The sequence below is a fragment of the Aureliella helgolandensis genome (assembly GCF_007752135.1).
Lineage (GTDB): Bacteria > Planctomycetota > Planctomycetia > Pirellulales > Pirellulaceae > Aureliella > Aureliella helgolandensis.
Map to the genome: position 1 here is coordinate 2052773 of NZ_CP036298.1, position 19439 is coordinate 2072211.

Genomic DNA, 19439 nt, shown 5'->3' on the forward strand with positions numbered 1-19439 from the left:
CGTAGGGAACCACTGGGAAAGCTACTCTCCAGGCCGGTACCACACCGACCTGGGCATTCGACATCGGATTGATGTTTATTCGGCATCGACCTCGATGGGGCCGAGTGTCTCCGGTTGCTGTTCCACAACCTGTTCGACGGTCCAACCGGTTTGTGCGGAGACGTTGAATTCGAAAACCCCGGGTTGCAGGTCATAGGAAACGGTTTGCCCCAGGCCATTGTCGAACTGGACTTTCCACTCTCGATCCGCAGCAATTTTCTGCGACTCGCCCGGCTTAATGGTGTAGTTGAAAGTGTTGAGCACGTAGGAAACGTTACCACCACTGGTGCTCGGGTTTCGTAAGACAATCATTCCACCCTGGGGTGCGTTGGCGGCATTGCCTGGGACCGCTTTGACCACAGGGATCTTGTTGACCACAACGCGATTCCCCAGCGGCGCGGCAGGGCTCGCCACGATCGCTGGCGCAAGCATCTGTTGTTGAGGTGCAATGAACACTTGGCTGGGTGCTACGTACGGCAAGCGGGACGACGAATAGCCGATTCCCGAATTTCCGATACTCAAACGCAGCCCCGAATAGCCAATTCCCGAATTGAGGGAGTAAGGGGTCGCATACCCACCCGAGTAATACCTCGCAGAGTAGGGACTGTTGTAAACGCCATAGCCGGAGCTGTAGTTCAGGCCGTAACCGGCTCCATATCGCAGGTTGTGGCTATTGAGGCGGTGGTCACGGGCACCGTTTTCGTACACGCCGGTCATGCCAGTATGCCGTCCATGCCCATCAATGTGGTGCCCCAAGCTATCGGTCAAATGGCCAGCTCGATCATGACCATGTTGCACATTTTGATGAACATCAAAATGATTCCCATGCTGATGCAAGTGCTGTGCAGAGAGCGTGCTCATGCCCGTAAAAGTGATCCCGCAGACCAGCGCCCATCCAAACACGGATTTCATTCCCTGCTCCCTTAAAATAGTGCGAACGTAGGTGCGAAGATTGCATGCGATTTTGCCAGCGAGCCCCGCCATGGACCGGCAGCTTGCGAATCGAATACCGCAGTTCCTACCATTTCATTCTATCACTTTAGGAGCACTTTTCCCCGAATGTGGTTATCGTTTTCCCAAGAAAGACGCCCCAGCCGCCGCGTTGTCAGGGCTGTACACCGTGCTTCCGCGGGCTGGTTACGAAGGGGGGGGGCCGTTGCAGTAGCAAAGGCATTGATTCGCCAATTGCTCGCGATGCAGTCTGCCGCTATGGTTGTCCCTAGTGTCTTGGTCACCAATCTACACACGCGGGCGTTGTCCCCCCACCACGGAACTCAATATTGGCCTCCTCACCAACCCAGCGCAGCCACCATCGGCACGGGCCGCATTCCGAATCTCACGGCCATCAGCATGGCCTGTTGGGAAAATACGCTGAACTCACTTTTGCACTTGCCGCAGCGGTCTGTCTCGGGCTGGGGTGGGCCCTTTCGTTCGTCCACAGCATCAGCCCATGGTGGCCTTGGGGGCTCTACGTCACAGCCTATGGATTTGGCAGCTGGTTCATGGTGCAAGAGGCGATTGGAGAGCTGATTGTCGGACGCTTTGAGATCGATTTTCTGATGCTGGTGGCGGCCGTTGGTGCTGCCCTGCTGGGCGCCTGGGCCGAGGGAGCCTTGCTACTCGTTTTGTTTAGCTTGGGACATGCACTGGAGCACTACGCTATGGGGCGAGCGACAGGGGCCATTCAAGCTTTGGCGGAACTAGCTCCGTCCACTGCCATCGTCAAACGCGGTGGCACCACTGCGGAAGTGTCGGTCAACGATCTGCGCGTGGGGGACATCGTCGTGGTCAAACCCAATGCACGCATCGCGGCAGATGGTTTTGTCATCGAGGGCACGAGCAGCGTGAATCAAGCGCCGATCACTGGCGAAAGTGTCCCAGTCGACAAGGAGCCAGTACCCGACGCCGGCCAGGCCAGTCGCAAGCCAAGTTCGCTCGCCGCCCAGCATCGCGTCTTTGCAGGCACCGTCAACGGAAGCGGAGCGCTCGAAATCCAGGTCACCAAACTTGCGTCCGACAACACGTTGGCCCGAGTGGTACAGATGGTCGCCGAGGCCGAAACTCGCATTTCTCCCACCCAACAGCTGACCAAGCACATTCAGTTGTACTATGTGCCCATCGTCTTGGGGCTGGTCGCGCTGTTGCATTTCGCATGGTTGGTAGTCGAGGAACCCTTTTCGGCCTCTTTCTATCGTGCGATGGCTGTCTTAGTGGCCGCGAGTCCCTGTGCCTTGGCCATCGCGACCCCCAGTGCCACACTGAGTGGAATTGCACGGGCTGCCCGCGGTGGTGTCTTGATTAAGGGGGGCGGTCCCTTGGAGAGTCTGGGGAAGGTGCCTGCAATTGCGTTTGACAAAACGGGCACACTCACCACCGGAAATCCCAAGCTGACCGATGTCTTGACGGCCGATTCGATTGCCGAAGAGGAGTTGCTGCGAGTTGCGATCGCCGTCGAAAGTTTGAGCGATCACCCGCTTGCATCAGCACTTGTCCGTGATGGCCAGCAACGCCTCGGTCAGGTGATCAGCGCTGAAGCCGAGAACTTGCGCAGCGTCACCGGCCGAGGCGTCCAGGCTGATTTCGAGGGGCAATCCATCGCCATCGGCAAGCGCACCTTGTTTTCAGAGATACCGGGACCGCCGATTCCACCCGAGCTCGCCGCGGCGATCACCCGTCTGGAAACCGGTGGTCGCACCACCATGGTCGTACGCGCCGGCCAGCGTTACCTGGGAGTCCTCGGATTGATGGATACTCCACGCCAGTCAGCCAAGCAAACCATCGCTTGTCTGCGCAAACTGGGCGTCCAGCAGATGCTGATGTTGTCGGGAGACAATCAAAGTGTGGCGGACGCGGTCGCGCAAGAGATCGGAATCGACGAAGCGTTTGGCGATTTGATGCCGGAAGATAAAGTTGACGCCATCAGGAAATTGCAAAGTAGCGGAGGCGTCGCCATGGTGGGTGATGGCGTCAACGATGCGCCCGCCATGGCCAATGCTGCGGTGGGGATTGCCATGGGAGCCGCCGGTAGCGACGTCGCCTTGGAAGCCGCCGATATCGCGTTGATGTCCGATGATCTCAGTCATCTCCCCTTTGCTGTCGGACTCAGTCGCCAGACGAGTCGCATCGTCCGCCAAAATCTCTGGTTCAGTATGGGGATGGTCGTCTTCTTGGTTCCTGCGGCGATCCTGGGGCTGGACATGGGCCCTGCCGTCGCTCTCCATGAAGGCTCAACCGTAGCGGTCGTCATCAACGCACTTCGTCTGCTAGCCTATCCAAGCGTTGATCCGTAAAGAATAGATCGCCGCCATGCTTCCCTCCATAAACTACCTCCAAGTTGACCGGCAAGTCGAGCCGCTCATAGGCGCCCACTAACTCGTGCGATTGATTGATCGGCATTTGCGGGTCTTGATCCCCATGTATCAACCATAGCGGAGGATCGTCGGCGGTCACGTGCGCTACCGGGCTGGCCAATCTCGCCAGCTCTGGATGCTCCTCGGGGTGTCCCCCCAGCAGCAAATTTAAGGCGGGGATGCGCACGTTAAGACCATGCGGGGTGGATTGGGCAAGGATCGTCTCGAGATTGGACGCTCCGTAGAATGAAATGATACCTTGGACCTGAGACGAAGCCTCTCGGAATTGGCCCACTTGGCCTTCCAATTCGGGCACCGAGTGGGAGACTCCGACCAACGCGGCTAAGTGGCCGCCCGCAGATGAACCAGCAATGATGAACCGTCGATCATCTAGATTCCAATCCGCCGCGTGGTGCCGCAAGTAGCGAATCGCCGCTTTGATATCGTGTACCTGGGCTGGAAACATTGCCTGCGGACTAAGGCGATAGTTGACACTCGCGATGGCCATGCCGCGCTTCAACAGGGAACGAATGGGCACGTCGGCTTTGTCGCCAGAACGCCATGCACCACCGTGCACCCAGACGATCAGCGGACGCTTCGCTTCAGCCCCGTCTGGTATATACAGATCGAGCCGGAGCGCCGTTCCGTTCACCGTTGCGTAGGTCAGCTCACGTGCAGCCGGTTCGGCTCCCATGCTCCCTTGCGCGGAGAACGCGACAAGTCCACAGGTCAGCCAAGCCAAGATTCCAGAACTCCAACAACACGTCATATTTGTGCCCATTCCCCACTGCACCCACGATTGTGATTCCACGAAGGACTTACCCCACACGGAGGAGGAGCATGACGATTGTACACTTCGGGGACGAGCAGTGGTGGACGATGGGACGCCTGTGGGTTGAATCGTCGGGACGGGCCGGTGGGCGGTGGCGATTGTGGGTTGGTGAATCGACCGCGCGAAACTGCTGTTCACTTTTACTCGGCTGAGGTTGCCCTTGCACATACTGCAGGGCTCTCGAGGAGCCGAGCCGCACGCGGCACTCCGTAGCTTTGCGATGAGGCAATTCCGTTTACCCTCGCAGAGGTTCAGAGAAAAATTGTTCATTCTCAGAAATTAGCATTGGGAGCCGCCGAGCATGCCCACTACTCAGGCAACTTCCGTTGCTGGCCTGCCCAGTATTCTGGCAGATTCCGGTTCGGAAAATCAAACCGTCTGCGGGCTGCGCACTTCGATCAAACGATACAAACGCGTGATTTCCAATATCTCGGCAACAGCCTTCTGCGCATTTTCCAGCACCAGTCGTCGGTCTGTTGCACACAATTGCAAATGCAATCGCACGATCTCACCAACGTCGGCGCTATTGATTTTTTCAACGGAAGACAGGTCCACCACCACTTCTGGGCATAGCTCACGCCGTGCCGTGTCTCGCACGCTGTTGAGTTGATCGAGCAGGGTAACGGCTGGAATGGAAGGTTCTAGTGTTGCGGTTCGGTTGCGGCGTAGTTGGAATTGCATCTTCATCCTCCGTATAGACAAATTAAGAGCCGTGCATTGGGAATGCACGTCGTGTGCCACAGCGTTCTGCTCCGGTTGCTGCATGCCCTCCCGCCGTCGGATACTGGGGGTGGCCGGACGAAAACACCTTTTGCACTGGCTTGTTGATTTACAGGGCATTTTTCATCTTTTTAAGTGGAGGTCGTCCCTTGATTGTCGAGTACCGACAGCCACTTTGCCTTGCCCGCGTGCGGATCGATTGGAAAGAGGTTTCAGTTTTAGTTTGAGTGGTAGCATCGACGATCCACCTCTAGTGGCAATCACTCTCCCTGTCTCACGCTGCGGGGTGCGATCGCAAGGTGGCGTTGGGTGGCTAGAGCTGAATGCAGCATGTCGGAACGCTTTGCACCGGGCCACTCCCAGGCGATGCGGGGGGACCGAATGCGTCGAGCAGGCAGGATAAACTTGTTTTATTCAGACCGTGGCTCACGGCCCCTAGGGAAGCAGAAGTGAAGCAAGAAGTTTGCCCGAAGCAGCGCAGTACCCCGGCATAGCCGTCCCCACTCTGGCAGGCTGCTGAAACCCCAAGCACATCACAGTAGAGTGGTACGGAGTGCTGGTCTCTGGCGGTCGTGGACGGCCAGGTTGTTACGAATCGCGGACTAAGGGGGACATGCCGTGCGATGCCACTCGGTTAACAGGCAACAAGCGAACGCTACGCGCTCCGCTCCCGAGTCGCCGAGCTTCCTGAAGCCACATGCAGGCGGGGTGCTGGGGGGCCCTCAATGCGGTCTTTGGTTCCGCCGGGACGCGACACACAGCGAAGGCTGCGTCACCAGACATGGGGTTGAAGTAGGGCACAAGCCACCCGAACGGTTGCTGTTGGCATGGCCAAACCCCCAGCCGCATCGCTCTCCGGTGGGTGAATAATCGAGGATCAAACTAGACGATTTTCAGAAACCGGTTAACATTACGTGCGGATGCAGGTTGCTGGCGGAGCTGGTGACCTGCCCGCCAGAAACGCTGTTCTTTTACACTTCGCTACTTGAGCCCCCGACCTGCTGATGTCCACTCGCCGTCGCGCCCGAGAAATTGTCCTGCAACTCCTATATGAAGAGGATTTGCATCCGGAACAAGACCCCACTGTTGCTGACAATTTTCTAGTTAAGCGACTGCACGGTAACCGCAAATTAGTTCTTTTTGCTCGCGACCTATTTACGAATGTCGTCAAGAACCGCCGCGAGCTCGACAAGGCGCTCTCCAGCAAGGCGTCGAATTGGTCGCTCCGCCGTATGGCTGCGATTGATCGGAATATTTTGCGGTTGGCGACCTATGAAATTCGCATGACCGAAACACCGGGCCGTGTGGTGATCAATGAGGCGGTGGAGTTGGCCAAGCGCTACGGCGCGCGACAATCTGGGCAATTCGTCAACGGAGTGTTGGATCGCATCTTGCACGAAGAACCTGAAGTGGAAGCAACGCCTGACGAAGCTCAAGTCGCTCAACCCGCCGCTACGGCAGATTGATCTAGCCGCAGATTCCATGTCTTGTTCTGCCCCTGCGTTGGAATTCCATCGGGGCTGAATTTTTTCTTCGGGACTGTCTCTCATGAACGAGTCATCAACACGGCCCACTCGCGGAGAGGATGACGGTGATGATGAGCTCGACGGCTCCGAGTACGAAGAAGAAGCAGGGCTGTCCCTTGAGGAACTGAGCCAGACTTACGCGAATGTCGTAGGTCAAGGAGTCGCGCCCTACCAAGATGTCGCAGAGGATACTTCCGATGATGCCCAGGCGGGTGGAATCGGGATTTTCGATCCGCTCGAGGAAGATCTAGACGAAACGGGCAATTGCCCGGTCACCCCGATGTCCATCCTGGAATCGATTCTCTTCGTCGGCCGCCCGGACAATGGGACAATTTCTGCTGCCGAAATTGCCGGTTTGATGCGCGGTGTGCGCGAGGCCGAAGTCGAAGAGTTGGTTCAAGAGTTGAATGATCTCTATGAACAAACCGGACGGGCGATCCGCATTAGCCAGCTTGGCAACGGCTACAAAGCTGAATTGGCCCGTGACTTGAATCACGTGAAAGACCAGTTCTACGGTCGTGCCCGCGATGTCCGTTTGAACCAAGCGGCTATCGACTGCTTGGCACTTATCGCTTACCAACCTGGGATCTCCCGCGACAAACTCGAAGAGCAGCGTGGCCAACCCTGTGGTAGCGTCCTCAATCAACTCGTGCGGCGGGAATTGCTTGAAATTCGACGGGTAGGAAAGGGCAAGGAAGCAACCACCGAGTACTACACCACTCAGCGATTGCTAGAGCTTGCCGGTTTAGACTCATTGGAGGATCTCCCTCACGCCGAGGACTGGGAATAGGGGCGCCCAGCTCGAAACCGAAGTCTTGGCACCGGTGGTCTCCAAGCGGCATCTCGATTTGGCGACATTTCGGGACCAAGCGAAGCGTTCGCGCCTTGAAGCCCATCGGCTGGCTGAAATTGCAAACCGCAGCCTGAGCCCGGATCGGGAGATATATGCAGGAGGATCAATGGGCGGACGAGCTCTAGCACTCGCCTGCGGGGTGCCTTCTGTGTGCTCCTGCCTGCATCTTTCTGTCAGCTCCTATGCTCTGCTCTCGTTCGCGCATTCCAGCTGAAAACGACTCGCGCAGCGCTGCAGATGCGACAATTATGAGCTCGTAGTCGCATGCTGAGTATCTCGACAAGTAACTCTCAGCGCGTTGCCTGGCGCGGTACGGATTCGACGAGCAGTGCCTCTAAGGCGTCAGCACGATTTTACCCGCCAATGAACTCTGCTTGCCTAGCGTATGCTCTTCTTGCAAACGGTGCGCTTCGGCAGCTTGGCTCAGGGGTAGAGTGCGATCGATCAGGGCGTTCAATTGCCCCGTGGCAAACCAGTGGTTGATATCTGCAGCGCACACCTGTTGTTCATGAGCGGAAAATTTGAACATGGCGAACCCATGCAACGAACATCCTTTGACGTAGAAAGGGCCAACCGGAAATTCTGGGCGCGCATCGCGGCCCGCCATTAAAATCATGCGACCGCGGGGGGCCAAGGCGGCTACCGCCATATCAAAATCGGGGTCTCGCAGCGTTTCCCAAAAGAGGTGGACCCCTTGTGGTGCTAGTTCCGATAACCGCGCACTAACATCTTCACGCGAGTAATCGATTACGTGGTCGGCCCCCAGGCTCTTGCAGAGCTCCACCTTGGCCTGGCTGCCAGCCGTGGCAATCACTGTGCCTCCAATTGCCTTGGCCATCTGCACCACCATCGATCCGACGCCTCCGACACCTCCCCGTACAAAGATGGTTTGTCCAGGCTTGAACTGCCCCTCGCCGATCAATCCCAGGTGAGCGGTGATGGCCACTAAGGCTGAGGCGGCGACTGAGCTATCATCGATCTCGTCGGGCGTCGGGTGCAGCCACTCCGCATCGATGGCACACAATTCTGCAAAGGTCCCCTGGCGTCCCAATAACCCCTGATTGCTCCCCCAAACCCGATCGCCAATTTGGAATTGCGTAACGCCCTCTCCCAGGGCTTCGACCTGCCCAGCAATATCGCAGCCAATGATAAACGGTTGCGGTAGCTCCCAGTACTTGGCACCTCCACGGATGTAAGTGTCGATTGGATTTACCGAGACGGCAGTCATGCGCACGAGCACTTGGCCAGCCTGGGGGACCGGTTCCGGAAGGTCACCATATTCGATGGCTTGGGGAGGTCCAGGTTGTCGTAGGTAGGCAGCTTTCACAATCGTTTCTTTCGGAACAGACCGGTCAACAAGGAACGGCAAGCACCGCTATAGCTTGCCATCCTGATTCTAAGCTAGCAAGGCAACTCGGTTTACCCCCTGTCGACAGTTCTGCCAGCTGAGCTTCGCAGTGCAGGGAAGGTCAGTCCTTAGGCTTCCCCAAAATCCCAGCCCACACCCGCGGAAATCAACGGTTCCCACTCCCACTGCTTACTCCTACTCGAGGAGCTTCAAGAAGGAGCCTCGTGAACAAGTACCGTTCCACTCGGTACGAGCCCGAGAACGACTGCTGCGTTGAGCAGAGGGTAAATCTGAGGGCCAGTCCAGCAGGCAATTCGAGAGCAGCCTCCAAAAAATCTTTTCGACGCACCTTGTCTCGTGACCGAAGGTGTCCAGCCCCTCGCGAAACTAACTCTAGTCGTTCACAACATCGACGTTCGCGTTCATGGAAAGGGGAGGCGTTTTCGCCTTGCAGATATGTACAACATCCCAACTCTGAGTCCACAAACCCAACCGGTAGAACTCCACTTGCTGGGTTCCTCGGTAGCGCCCAAGGCCCCCGCTGAGTACCACTTGGCTCCCGTTCGACAACTGCATTTTCCATTCCAGGACACCGACAGCGATACGCCGCATGCTGGGCTTCAGAATAGCCGCTGCTCTGACGCGTCGGCGGCTAGCGCCTCACTGCCAGCCCCGAGCATTCGAGTGCGCAAGCTGACGCGTCTGCCGTTCAAGCCAACGGCACCTCGCGAAGTGCGAGGGGGAGATTTGTGGGATCAGCCAGCGACATCCACCGACAGCACTTGTGAGAAGCTCGGCCCGTCAGAACCATTGAGCCTCGATCGGCGGCCACCACTGCCTGGGCAACCTGTACGACTCGGCGCCACCATGTTGAAGTTACTCAAAGGCTACGGCATTACCGACTCCGAGATTGCGCAAGGCATCGCCGCCTACGCGCAGAAACACTGCCAAACGGCTGCCTGTTGAGCAGACTGATAAGCTGCCTGTTCCAGCTCCGCTGTGGAGAGAACGGTCCAAGCGACGTAAGATTGCTCGGGATCGAGCGCTAGGCTGCGGAAGCAGCGGATGTAAGCCCGAGTCGGTTCGAAGCCCAGGGAACGCGAGCGGCTCGGTGCCCCATCCACTACGTGGCAGGGGGACTCCGTTGGCCACGAGGAAGCTAGGGCCGCATTGCCGCGGCCACAGAGCCTCCTGCAAATTCCCGTCCAACCGTCCACTAATCGCAGTGGTGATGATGGTGATGCCCATGCACGATGGGGCCGTACGAGCCCCGATAACCGCGAACGCTTGGGGCGCGGTAGTGGCTGCTGTGATACCCCACATTGCCATAACCTACGCTTGGGTATGCCGACGGATAACCGTGGTAATGCTGCCGATGGCTATACGACGAACGGGTACTGCCGTAGCCAATGGCAGGCCCAATAGGAGCGTAAGAGCGGTAGCCGGGTTGATAGTTGCTATACCCGTAGCTGCCGATATTGATACCGATCCCGAATTGAGCCCTCGCTTCCTGAGAGCCTGCGACGGACAGAGTTGCGATAGCAACGACGGGGGCCACAGCCCATTTCAAAAGTCGATTCATTTTATTCCTCCTGTAACAATGCTTTTCAAACGCTGCATTGAGCGCTGGCCCGCTTGGCCGACTCTTTGATTTACCGCACATGCCGCACCAAAAAAACGCAATCCAGCGACTCAAAGCAATTGGTTTTTCAAGCTTTCCTCATAAGTCGTTGCTAGAAAACCACTTAGAGGCGAGGCTGGACCTCGGCAATATTTGCCTGCAACTTGAGCAATAAAGTTGCATTTTGCCCAAACCGTCCGTATTCGCGAGCTGAGGGATCAATTGGACATCAACCTGTTATCCAAAAGACAGCAAATATTGCCCCTCGCTACCACTTCAATGCTCCGTCTCGATCGAATTTTTGGATTGCGTGCTTGTGTGGCAAGGGCCCAGCCCGTGGGGAGGACTCCAGTAGCTTGCAGGCTGAATGCTTGCCGTAGGATTCGAACAATCACCCTCGCGGTAACGGGCTGAGCGTGCAAGCTGTCCGGAAGAAAAAAATAGAGGCTTGGCCCGTAGCGCATCGACCCGAAGCCCAATGTCGCTGAAGCACTGACGCGCTGAAGATGCTCAATTTTTGAAGCCTCTGGGAAGAAAAGCGGTTTGACCGCAACACGCAGAACGCCTCGGCGGGAAGCACGCTCTGTCGCGGTTGGCTCCCTTCAGCCATGGTTCGCGTTGGTTAAGCATTCGTGGGGCAATGACCAGCGTTGCGCACCAGCGCGAAGCTCGCGCACTCTCGCCCCTCTCTTCTTATGTTTGGCAGAGGCTTGGTGCGCGAGTCTAGGTGCGCGAGTCTAGTTCATGCGAGACATGCCGGCGAGCGCCAAACCTACTCGTCGGTAACGCATCCTTCCGACGCACTCTTCACGTTCTTGATGTATTTGTAGAGGGTGCCGCGGGTTGCCTTCAATGGTGGGGCCGACCAAGCCGCACGCCGCCGCGCCAGCTCATCATCGGAAACGTCGACGTCGAGGCTGTTTGTATTGGCATCGAGCGAAACCACGTCGCCGTCTTGGACCAACGCAATCGGCCCCCCAACCTGAGCTTCGGGAGTCACGTGGCCGACGATGAAGCCGTGGGAGCCACCAGAGAATCGTCCGTCGGTCAATAGCGCGACATCCTTTCCAAGTCCGGCGCCCATAATCGCAGAAGTCGGGGTCAGCATTTCTGGCATTCCAGGACCTCCCTGAGGGCCTTCATAGCGGATAATGATGACATCGCCTTTGGTAATCAGTTTGTCCTCCAGGGCTTTGAGCATTAGTTCTTCGCTGTCAAAGCACTTGGCGGGCCCTGAAAACTGCAGGCCTTCTTTTCCGGTGATTTTCGCAACTGCTCCTTCAGGAGCGAGATTTCCTCTCAGAATCTGAAGGTGACCGGTCGCTTTGATCGGGTTCTCTAGCGGTTGCACCACTTTTTGGCCTGCTTTGAGGCCGGGCACCGATTCCAGGTTTTCAGCGAGTGTCTTGCCAGTGACGGTCATGCAATCGCCGGTCATCAGGCCGTTTTCCAACAAGTACTTCATGACCGCCGGGGTACCGCCCACCGAGTGGAGATCTTCTTGGACAAATTTGCCACTGGGCTTCAGGTCGGCCAAGAATGGAACCCGGTCGCTGACTGCTTGGAAGTCATCGATGGTCAAGTTGAGTTCGACGCTGCGCGCCATGGCGATCAAATGGAGCACTGCATTGGTCGATCCACCCAGTGCCACGACGACGGTCATCGCGTTTTCAAAGGCCGCGCGGGTCATGATATCGCGCGGTTTGATGTCCTTTTCGAGCAGGTGCAGGATTGCCTTGCCGGCGCGATGGCACTCATCGATCTTCGCGGGATCTTCAGCTGGAATTGAACCGCTGTAGGGAAGGCTCATTCCCAGGGCTTCGATCGCCGAAGCCATGGTGTTGGCTGTGTACATGCCCCCACAAGCTCCAGCTCCAGGGCAGCTGTGACGGACGATTTCCTGGCGTTCCTCGTCGGTAATCTCTCCCGTCAGGTATTGCCCGTAGCACTGGAATGCCGAGACGATATCGAGGGATTGGCCATTCCACTTGCCCGCCCGAATGGTGCCGCCGTAGACCATCAATGCGGGACGGTTGAGCCGGCCCATGGCCATCAGGCAGCCGGGCATGTTTTTGTCGCAACCCGGCAAGGCGATAAGTGCATCGTACCATTGCCCCCCCATGATGGTTTCCATTGAATCGGCGATCAGATCTCGCGATTGGAGAGAGAAGCTCATCCCCTCGGTGCCCATCGAGATTCCGTCGCTTACGCCGACCGTATTGAATCGCATACCCATCAAGCCAACTTTGGTGACCCCTTCCTTGACGGCGTCCGCCAGTTTCAGAAGGTGCATATTGCACGAGTTGCCGTCATACCACACGCTACCGATCCCAACTTGTGCCTTGTTCATATCCTCAGGCTGCATGCCTGTCGCGTAGAGCATCGCTTGGGAGGCTCCCTGGCTGCGGGGTTGAGTGATGCGGCTACTGAACTTGTTGAGTTGGTTTGTCATGGCTACTTTGGAGCGAGGGTTAACGGTGAGGGAATGCAAGGCCAAAAGGAGGCGGTGTGGCCGTGGGAACACGCACCCGCGGATTGTTCAAATGCTAACCCGCAGTGTGCCGGACTGTCGATCTCGCCATCGGCTGCTGCGAGAGCCTGGCAGCGGCGGCTGTCGCACCGTGGCAGGTCGGATCGCGATTTTCCGCTAGAGCTGAAAACCGACTCAATCGACAGCTGCCCAGGCCGTTTCGGTAAAAGCATTCTGAATGCGTTCTTGCCGATCGCTGAGGCATTGAAAGTAAATGTCCCTTTGGCTTCAAGCCTCTAGTCTACTTTTGCCCCGCCGCAGTGGGTAGGATGGACAGCGGTCAAAACACATTTGTCATCAAAAAGGACAGTTAGCGAATGTTGATTCCACAACTCCTTAGCGTCCGGGCAGCTGAGGGGATACTATGCCTGATGCCATTCTTCTGCCCTATGGGGTGGGCCCAAGAGTCTCCGCAGCCCCCCCAAGTCCTGGAGGCTGCCGCACCGATTGAATCGGGCTTTACTCCCTTATTTGACGGACGCTCACTTTCCGGTTGGGAGGGGAATTCCGAATATTTTCGCGTTGAAGAAAATTCTATCGTAGCCGGCTCTCTTAAACGGAAGATCCCCCATAACGAGTTCCTGTGCACCGAAAGGGAGTACGGTGATTTCGATTTGCGCTACGAAATGCGCATCCTGGGCGAAGGGAATAACGCCGGTGTCCAGTTTCGATCACATCGCGTCGCAGGTGAGACCGAGGTCAGCGGTTACCAATGCGATGCTGGCATGGCTTGGGACCGGCCTGTGTGGGGTGCGCTGTATGATGAATCGCGCCGCCGCAAAATGTTGGCTGAAGGTCCGCCTGAATCGCTGGCAAAGTGGCTGAAAGCAGGGGAGTGGAACGAGATGCGGATCCTGGCCGAAGGAGCACGCGTGCGGCTGTTCCTCAACGGGCACCAAACAATCGATTACACCGAAGCCGACGCTGGCATCGCCCGCAAGGGGGTGATTGGCTTGCAAATCCACTCTGGACCTCCCACCGAAGCGTGGTACCGTAAAATCCGCATCCAAGAGCTATAGCTCGACTTGCCGCAACTGGCTGCTTGACATCTTGGGGCGCCGAGTTACTATCTGAGGGTGCTTGGTGGCGAGCGTAGCATTACGCCTCGCGAACAGGGAACTCCGGTGGAAATCCGGGACGGTCCGGCCGCTGTAATCTGCCCGCAAATCCATCGTGTTTTGCGAATCGTAACTCCTTCTTAATCCGAAGAGCCATTGTCTAAGAATCTCCACCCTTGGGAGACCTGACGAGAAGGCTGTGAGTTGACGCTGCAGAGAGTCAGAAGACCTACCAGGCACAAGACGGTTTTGTGCCCTCCAGGTTTGGGGCGATCGTTGCAGCCGCTTTCTACGTAGCGGCTGATCCTAGTTTTGAACCCCCTGGTATCTGCGTTCCCCATCACTGCTGTGCATCGTGCATGCCCTGCATTGCCGTGCGGAAATTGTAACTTGCGTTCAGCACCGTGCTGCGAACGGATTCCTGTTTCCCGGCAAGAACCGGCACCGCGTGAAGCACCGCGCATTGGAAGGACTCGCGGAACCGTATCCTGCAAAGTGATGCACCGATGCGTATATTTGTTCTGTCTGGAACAGCCCTGTTTACTTTGGCAATTCTCACCCATTCAACGCTACGAGCTGAGATCGTTTACTCGGGACCCAGGGAAACGGGGCATGCTATTGACCCAGCCATCCCCTCCACCAGTTCGCGTTTCGTGGAATGGGCCAATGCCATTGACGCTACGCGAACTCAATTTGCCCCCAACGGCAGCACTGCCATCTCCTCGACTGGTTTTAACAGCCTGGGCGATCTCTCGGCGGATGCGATTGATCGTGGTGAGCTGCCAGGCTACCTCACTGTCACTTTTCCAACAGGGATTGCCAATGGAAATGGGCATGATTTCGCCGTTTTCGAAAACGGTTTCGAATTCGGTGGCGGAACCAACCTCTTTGCGGAACTGGCGTATGTCGAAGTCTCCTCGAACGGAAGTGACTTTGCGAGGTTTCCTTCCCTGTCTACCAACACGACCTGGTCCGGCGGGTTCGGCCAGGCCTTTGCGGGGTTTGACACGACGCAAATCTACAATCTGGCCGGTAAGCACGCGGCGGGATTTGGAACACCATTTGAACTCGATGACCTGAGCTCCAGCCAGCAAGTCTTAGCTGGGGTAGTCGACCTGAACGACATCCAGTATTTACGGTTGGTCGACATTCCAGGCAACGGTAGCTTTCTGGATAGCCAAGGCAACCCGATCCTAGATACCTGGATGGGGACCGGTTCGGGAGGATTCGACTTCCGCCTGCCGGCTGGTCAAGGTGTCGGCGTCCTCAACAATCTAGCCTCCGTACCTGAACCCAACGTCTTAGCGCTGTTGAGTCTGACCTTGGTCGCTGGCATGGCTCGGCGACGCGCCCGCTAGGTTGGGTTGCGCAGAAAAAAAGTCGCAGCACGTTGTGGAAGTGCTGCGACTTGCCGAAGTTTGCCTGCCTTAGCTCCCCGGATCCAGCGGTACTGAAGGCACGTTTTAGGAGCAGCAACCAGGCTATAGACGAGCCACTTGGTTTCAAGTGACGCTGCCTAACGTAGCTTCGTCATCGCTCGCTCGACATTTACTCTTACTCTGCGGCGACGCAGTAGAGGTGTTTGTCGCTGCGAAGGAAGATTCGACCTTGGCTGACAGCGGGCGTGCCTCCAAACGATTCGCTCTCATCGGTGACTCGGTTGACCGACAGCTGCTCGAGCTCATCTCCCAGCTGCCATACGAAAGTTTGCCCGCTGCCATTCACAAAATAGAGTTTTCCATCAGCGATGACCGGTGAGGCGTAGTCTGAAGAGCGTCCACCACCGCGTCCGCTTTGTCGGCCTCCTTCTCTTCCACTGGTGGATGGAGCTGTAGCGGCCGAACTTCGGTCGTTCTCTAAACGTGTTTGCGACAGCTTTTTGCCGGTGGTGCCATCGATGACCGTCACAATGCCTCCCGCCACCAAGTAGATTTTCCCCTGATACACGACCGGCGTCCCGAACCGGTCGGACTCGCTTCCAGTCCACAGCCTATGCGATTTGGCAACGTCTTGGGAACCTCCTGCCCGTACGGCGATGGAGCCGCCACCGCGGCCGGTGAAGGCGTAGACGACTCCGTCGCTGGCAACGGCACTGGAGTGCGCCTGTTCCGACTCGCTCGCTTCACAGTACCAGAGTAATTTGCCTGTCTTAGGAGCAAATGACCAGATTTCGAATGGCACGCTCATCACCAACTCCGTCCGCGATTGGCTGACTTGGATCAGCGTCGGAGTCCCCCACATCCCGTCAAAGCCTTCGGCGCTCTCGCGCCACACCTCTTGGCCCGTCTTGGCATCGAGGGCAACCAGTGCTTGGCTCTCCGCCGCAGCCGTAACGAACACCAAGCCGTCATGCACAATGGGGCTCGAGGCGGATCCCCACTGCCATGGATCGGAGCCTGTACCCACACTTGCCTGCCACATCTCATTTCCATCCATATCGAACGCATGCACGCCAGATTTACCGAAGAACGCATACACGCGCTCTCCATCGGAGACGGGCGTGTGGGAGGCGTAACCGTGAGCTGTGACGCCGATTCCCGCATACGGATCCTCGGGCATCACCGCTGCAACGGACTTGTCCCACAGAATGCGCCCCGATTGGCTGTCGACGCAGACCAAGTGGCGCTTCAGGTCTTCGATGTTGCCAACTTGATTGCGATCGACCCCATACCCCGAGTAACAGGTAACGAAGACGCGGTCGCCCACCACGATCGGACTGGACACCCCGGCTCCCGGCAGTTCGGCCTTCCACTTCAAATTTTCTTGGGGGGACCATTGAGAGGGTACCGGCTGCGAGTCACGCGCCGTTCCGTCGCCGTTGGGACCTCGAAATCGAGACCAATCCTCAGCTGCTAGTCCACTAGCACAGCCAATGGTCATTGCATAAACAGCCAACCGAAGAATGCGTCGACGAAGAATCATCATGTTTAGATACCGCTGCAGGAACAAAATGGTTGCAAGAAAAGAAGCGTGGGCCAATCAGAAGCTGCCTGTACGGCCCATCCGCTAGACAGCTAAACCACGCGCAACCCGACAAGTTTTGACTTGCTGCTGTATTTTTTGAGAAACCCAGCGGATTCCCCAGTGCCCATCCACTGCTGAACAGCGGAGGTGGCAGCTAAACACGCAATGCTTGTCGCAGCACTCCGCGTATGCCAGCAAGGGCCAGCTCATGCAGCGAGACGGGCTGTTGAAATATTAACCCCCGCGTCAGCAAGGGTAGGTGGTCTCCACTACAGGGCGGTTAGGGGTGCTACCTGCAGGTGAAAACTTAAGACGCTATTAAATCAGCAGCCCGGAGAGTCTCGGGCCACCAGGATGTCGGGAACCGGGGGCGTCTAGAACTTGAAACGCAGTTCGATTCGCGATCCGCGAATGTCTTCATGATTGCGGAGCCAACCATACATATGGTCGGTACGAAATATCCAAGCATTGGTCAGTGGCTTTTGATAACGCATCCCCACGGCATATTGGTCACCGTCGGCGTTGCGGAATTGCTGGCTACCATTGGCGGACAACGCGGCTAGTTCGAGAATGAGTTGGTGGCTAAAGTTCGCCCCCAGCATGTTGACTCCGAGCGCACCGCCGACGGTATTTACAGCGGTGGGGTCGAGTGTCGGATACCCGGTCAATCCATCTGTTTCGAAATTGATACCGGTGTTGTTGAGAATGCCCCCTGCACCTCCAGCACGAGCAAGAGACTGGGTGCGTCCCTGTCCGTAGAAGAAATTGCAGTAGGGCACCAGAGTATTGGGGGCCGAAGTAATCAGAGAATTCTCAATCAACAGCAAGTGCCCATCTGCAGTGCGCTGTTCCGAGGGCAAACTCTGATTGAAATTGGTGACGAATCGCACCGAATTGGAAATGCGATTCAAATAGCGGCGAGTGTAGGCCACCGAAAAGTTGTGGTAGCTGCGATGCAAGCCAACGTCGTCGTGCACGAAAGCGTAATCCGCTTCAATGTAACCATCATAGGCCTCGATAAACCAGGCGGTTCCTAAGAATTCGGCCGCGTTGTTGTCTCCTTGAAACGCGTCGGAATTGATTTGGTCAGTTGCCATGAAGAAGGTCGCGTCGAAATTCGACCACTTCAGCCAGCTATTGTGTCGTGCCGGGATCGCCGTGGCGGCTCCGATAACGGCATCATTGGCCCAGATTCCATTTTGGTAAAACATCGGTAGAAAACCGAAGCTAACTGGCAAATCGAAGGGGGCATCCTGTCCGGTTGCTCCGCCCCACATGGCTCCTACGTCCCCCTCGAAGAACAAGTTATCGAGCCGGATGTCGGTGCGATCTACGAATTCAGCCTGGTTGGTAAAATCGAGGCGAGTGAAGTCTCCCGTGCGGTCCAACGGCCCCATGAACGCATGGATCCGTTCGGTTGCCGTGATTTCTAAATCCATATCGAGGTTGAGACGGGAGGCCCAGTTGTTGAAGTCACCATTGACGTTGCGGTTGACCCCCACCCCAGTGCGATAGTCTCCGTAGACCATGAAATGGGGCATGACCAAATTGTATTTACCGAACCAATCCTTGCCGGGTTTGTAGGTCCCACCGGTGTACAGAGGTCGCCACAATTCGATCAATGGACGTTGGACGGGAACCGCAAAACGATCCCGATAAATCGCGACCTCTTCTTCCGGATTGGCTGGAATGCCAGAATCGGGCGTAGGCAAGAAATCGGCCGAACTGTAGTCGGCGGGACGCGTCTCCGCACCGCTGGAAAAAATTCCGCCCGCCGTATAGGGTTGGAAGTTTCCTGAGAAATCGCTCGCGTTCGAGGAAGGTTCTAATAAGGAACTGTTCGTTGCGCCTGGGCGTGTTGCGTCGGAGGCACTGGGCGGTGAAACGAGAGCGGGCGGAGTTTCCTCGATCCGCTTTCGGTCCAGCAGGGGGACGTCATCGAACATCGACGGTGGCAATGCGTCGAGAGGATCGAACACCTCCAATGCTGGGCCAATGGGTTTAGGGGACACACTTTCCGCAGGTACCGAAGCTTGAGGTGCGGGCAGCAAGGCATCGGAGGAAATGAGAGCCTCGTCGTCGGGTTGTTCACCTGGCGAATCTAGCGGGGAGCTCTCAAACGGGCTGGCGCCATCGACCTTGGGGAGCGCAAAGTCCTCGAATTCCAAGAGATCATCCGCGCCAGTTGAAGGATCCTGCGGAGCTGGTCGGGGCGGCGTAGGCAATGTTGGTCGGGGCGGCGCAGGCAACTCGGTGAGCTGCGCATCGGCGGTGTCGGTGGGAGGCTCCACACCTGGTATTGCCAAGTCGGCTAACGTGCCATCATCGCCAATCAGTCGAGCTGGCACCCAAGGCGAATTTCCGTACAGGACTTGGATGCCGCCTACTGTCTGCCGCTCAGGCCTCGAGGTCGCCTTGGGCAGCACCGGGGCCGGAGGCGGGATGGAGCGAACCGACTCCGAGCTGGTGGTATAGTGCGGGTTCACGACGATCCGCTGCGCCCACGCCGCATGCCTCGGGATTGCGATGCATGCGATCGCAATCAGAGCACAATAGCGGAAGTTGAATAAATAATATTGCATGCGATCGAATATGATG

15 protein-coding genes and 1 riboswitch are annotated in these 19439 nt (G+C 57.0%); of the genes, 7 read left to right on the forward strand and 8 right to left on the reverse strand.

The window, feature by feature from the left end:
- Positions 1–75: 75 nt before the first annotated feature.
- Positions 76–951, reverse strand: coding sequence for a hypothetical protein (locus Q31a_RS07225; protein ID WP_145076070.1), 876 nt, complete (start codon positions 949–951; stop codon positions 76–78).
- Positions 952–1319: 368 nt separating this feature from the next.
- On the opposite strand from Q31a_RS07225, the gene Q31a_RS07230 reads away from it, so the two are divergent.
- Positions 1320–3329, forward strand: a complete 2010-nt coding sequence (locus Q31a_RS07230) for a heavy metal translocating P-type ATPase (RefSeq protein WP_231691102.1) — start codon at positions 1320–1322, stop codon at positions 3327–3329.
- Here Q31a_RS07230 and Q31a_RS07235 read toward each other — a convergent pair.
- The gene (locus Q31a_RS07235) at positions 3286–4158 is read right to left on the reverse strand and encodes an alpha/beta hydrolase (RefSeq protein ID WP_145076076.1); all 873 of its coding nucleotides are present in this window, start codon (positions 4156–4158) and stop codon (positions 3286–3288) included. The two genes, Q31a_RS07230 and Q31a_RS07235, sit on opposite strands and share 44 nt — an antisense overlap.
- 71 nt (positions 4159–4229) lie before the next feature.
- Between Q31a_RS07235 and Q31a_RS29995 the strand changes: the two genes are divergently transcribed.
- Entirely contained in the window at positions 4230–4373 is a 144-nt protein-coding gene (locus Q31a_RS29995; protein WP_197356379.1) for a hypothetical protein, read from the forward strand.
- Positions 4374–4590: 217 nt separating this feature from the next.
- Here Q31a_RS29995 and Q31a_RS07240 read toward each other — a convergent pair whose 3' ends face one another.
- Complete coding sequence (locus Q31a_RS07240; RefSeq protein WP_145076079.1) at positions 4591–4902, reverse strand: STAS domain-containing protein; 312 nt, start codon at positions 4900–4902, stop codon at positions 4591–4593.
- Positions 4903–5945: 1043 nt separating this feature from the next.
- Between Q31a_RS07240 and nusB the strand changes: the two genes are divergently transcribed.
- Together nusB and scpB are read left to right on the forward strand one after the other, a co-directional pair.
- Entirely contained in the window at positions 5946–6407 is a 462-nt protein-coding gene (nusB, locus tag Q31a_RS07245; protein ID WP_145076082.1) for a transcription antitermination factor NusB, read from the forward strand.
- An 82-nt stretch (positions 6408–6489) separates the two neighbouring features.
- A complete protein-coding gene (gene scpB / locus Q31a_RS07250) occupies positions 6490–7257 on the forward strand; it encodes an SMC-Scp complex subunit ScpB (protein ID WP_145076085.1) in 768 nt (255 codons plus the stop codon).
- Positions 7258–7654: 397 nt separating this feature from the next.
- Here the strand turns inward: scpB and Q31a_RS07255 are convergent, their stop codons facing one another.
- The gene (locus Q31a_RS07255; RefSeq protein WP_145076088.1) at positions 7655–8647 is read right to left on the reverse strand and encodes an NADPH:quinone reductase; all 993 of its coding nucleotides are present in this window, start codon (positions 8645–8647) and stop codon (positions 7655–7657) included.
- A 378-nt stretch (positions 8648–9025) separates the two neighbouring features.
- On the opposite strand from Q31a_RS07255, the gene Q31a_RS07260 reads away from it, so the two are divergent.
- On the forward strand, positions 9026–9634 hold the full coding sequence (locus tag Q31a_RS07260) for a hypothetical protein (protein WP_145076091.1): 609 nt from the start codon (positions 9026–9028) through the stop codon (positions 9632–9634).
- Between the two features lie 250 nt (positions 9635–9884).
- On the opposite strand, the gene Q31a_RS07265 is transcribed toward Q31a_RS07260, so the two are convergent.
- Both Q31a_RS07265 and ilvD read right to left on the reverse strand, forming a co-directional pair.
- Positions 9885–10250, reverse strand: a complete 366-nt coding sequence (locus Q31a_RS07265) for a hypothetical protein (RefSeq protein WP_145076094.1) — start codon at positions 10248–10250, stop codon at positions 9885–9887.
- Between the two features lie 811 nt (positions 10251–11061).
- The gene (ilvD, locus tag Q31a_RS07270) at positions 11062–12741 is read right to left on the reverse strand and encodes a dihydroxy-acid dehydratase (protein ID WP_145076097.1); all 1680 of its coding nucleotides are present in this window, start codon (positions 12739–12741) and stop codon (positions 11062–11064) included.
- A gap of 395 nt (positions 12742–13136) precedes the next feature.
- On the opposite strand from ilvD, the gene Q31a_RS07275 reads away from it, so the two are divergent.
- Both Q31a_RS07275 and Q31a_RS07280 read left to right on the forward strand, forming a co-directional pair.
- Complete coding sequence (locus Q31a_RS07275) at positions 13137–13838, forward strand: 3-keto-disaccharide hydrolase (RefSeq protein ID WP_197356381.1); 702 nt, start codon at positions 13137–13139, stop codon at positions 13836–13838.
- A gap of 45 nt (positions 13839–13883) precedes the next feature.
- Positions 13884–14128: riboswitch (cobalamin riboswitch) on the forward strand.
- Positions 14129–14383: 255 nt separating this feature from the next.
- Positions 14384–15235 (forward strand): PEP-CTERM sorting domain-containing protein, encoded by an 852-nt coding sequence (locus tag Q31a_RS07280; protein WP_145076100.1) that lies wholly within the window; start codon positions 14384–14386, stop codon positions 15233–15235.
- A 196-nt stretch (positions 15236–15431) separates the two neighbouring features.
- Here the strand turns inward: Q31a_RS07280 and Q31a_RS07285 are convergent, their stop codons facing one another.
- Both Q31a_RS07285 and Q31a_RS07290 read right to left on the reverse strand, forming a co-directional pair.
- Positions 15432–16802, reverse strand: a complete 1371-nt coding sequence (locus tag Q31a_RS07285) for an outer membrane protein assembly factor BamB family protein (RefSeq protein ID WP_231691103.1) — start codon at positions 16800–16802, stop codon at positions 15432–15434.
- Positions 16803–17215: 413 nt separating this feature from the next.
- The gene (locus Q31a_RS07290) at positions 17216–19423 is read right to left on the reverse strand and encodes a hypothetical protein (RefSeq protein ID WP_145076103.1); all 2208 of its coding nucleotides are present in this window, start codon (positions 19421–19423) and stop codon (positions 17216–17218) included.
- Positions 19424–19439 lie beyond the last annotated feature (16 nt).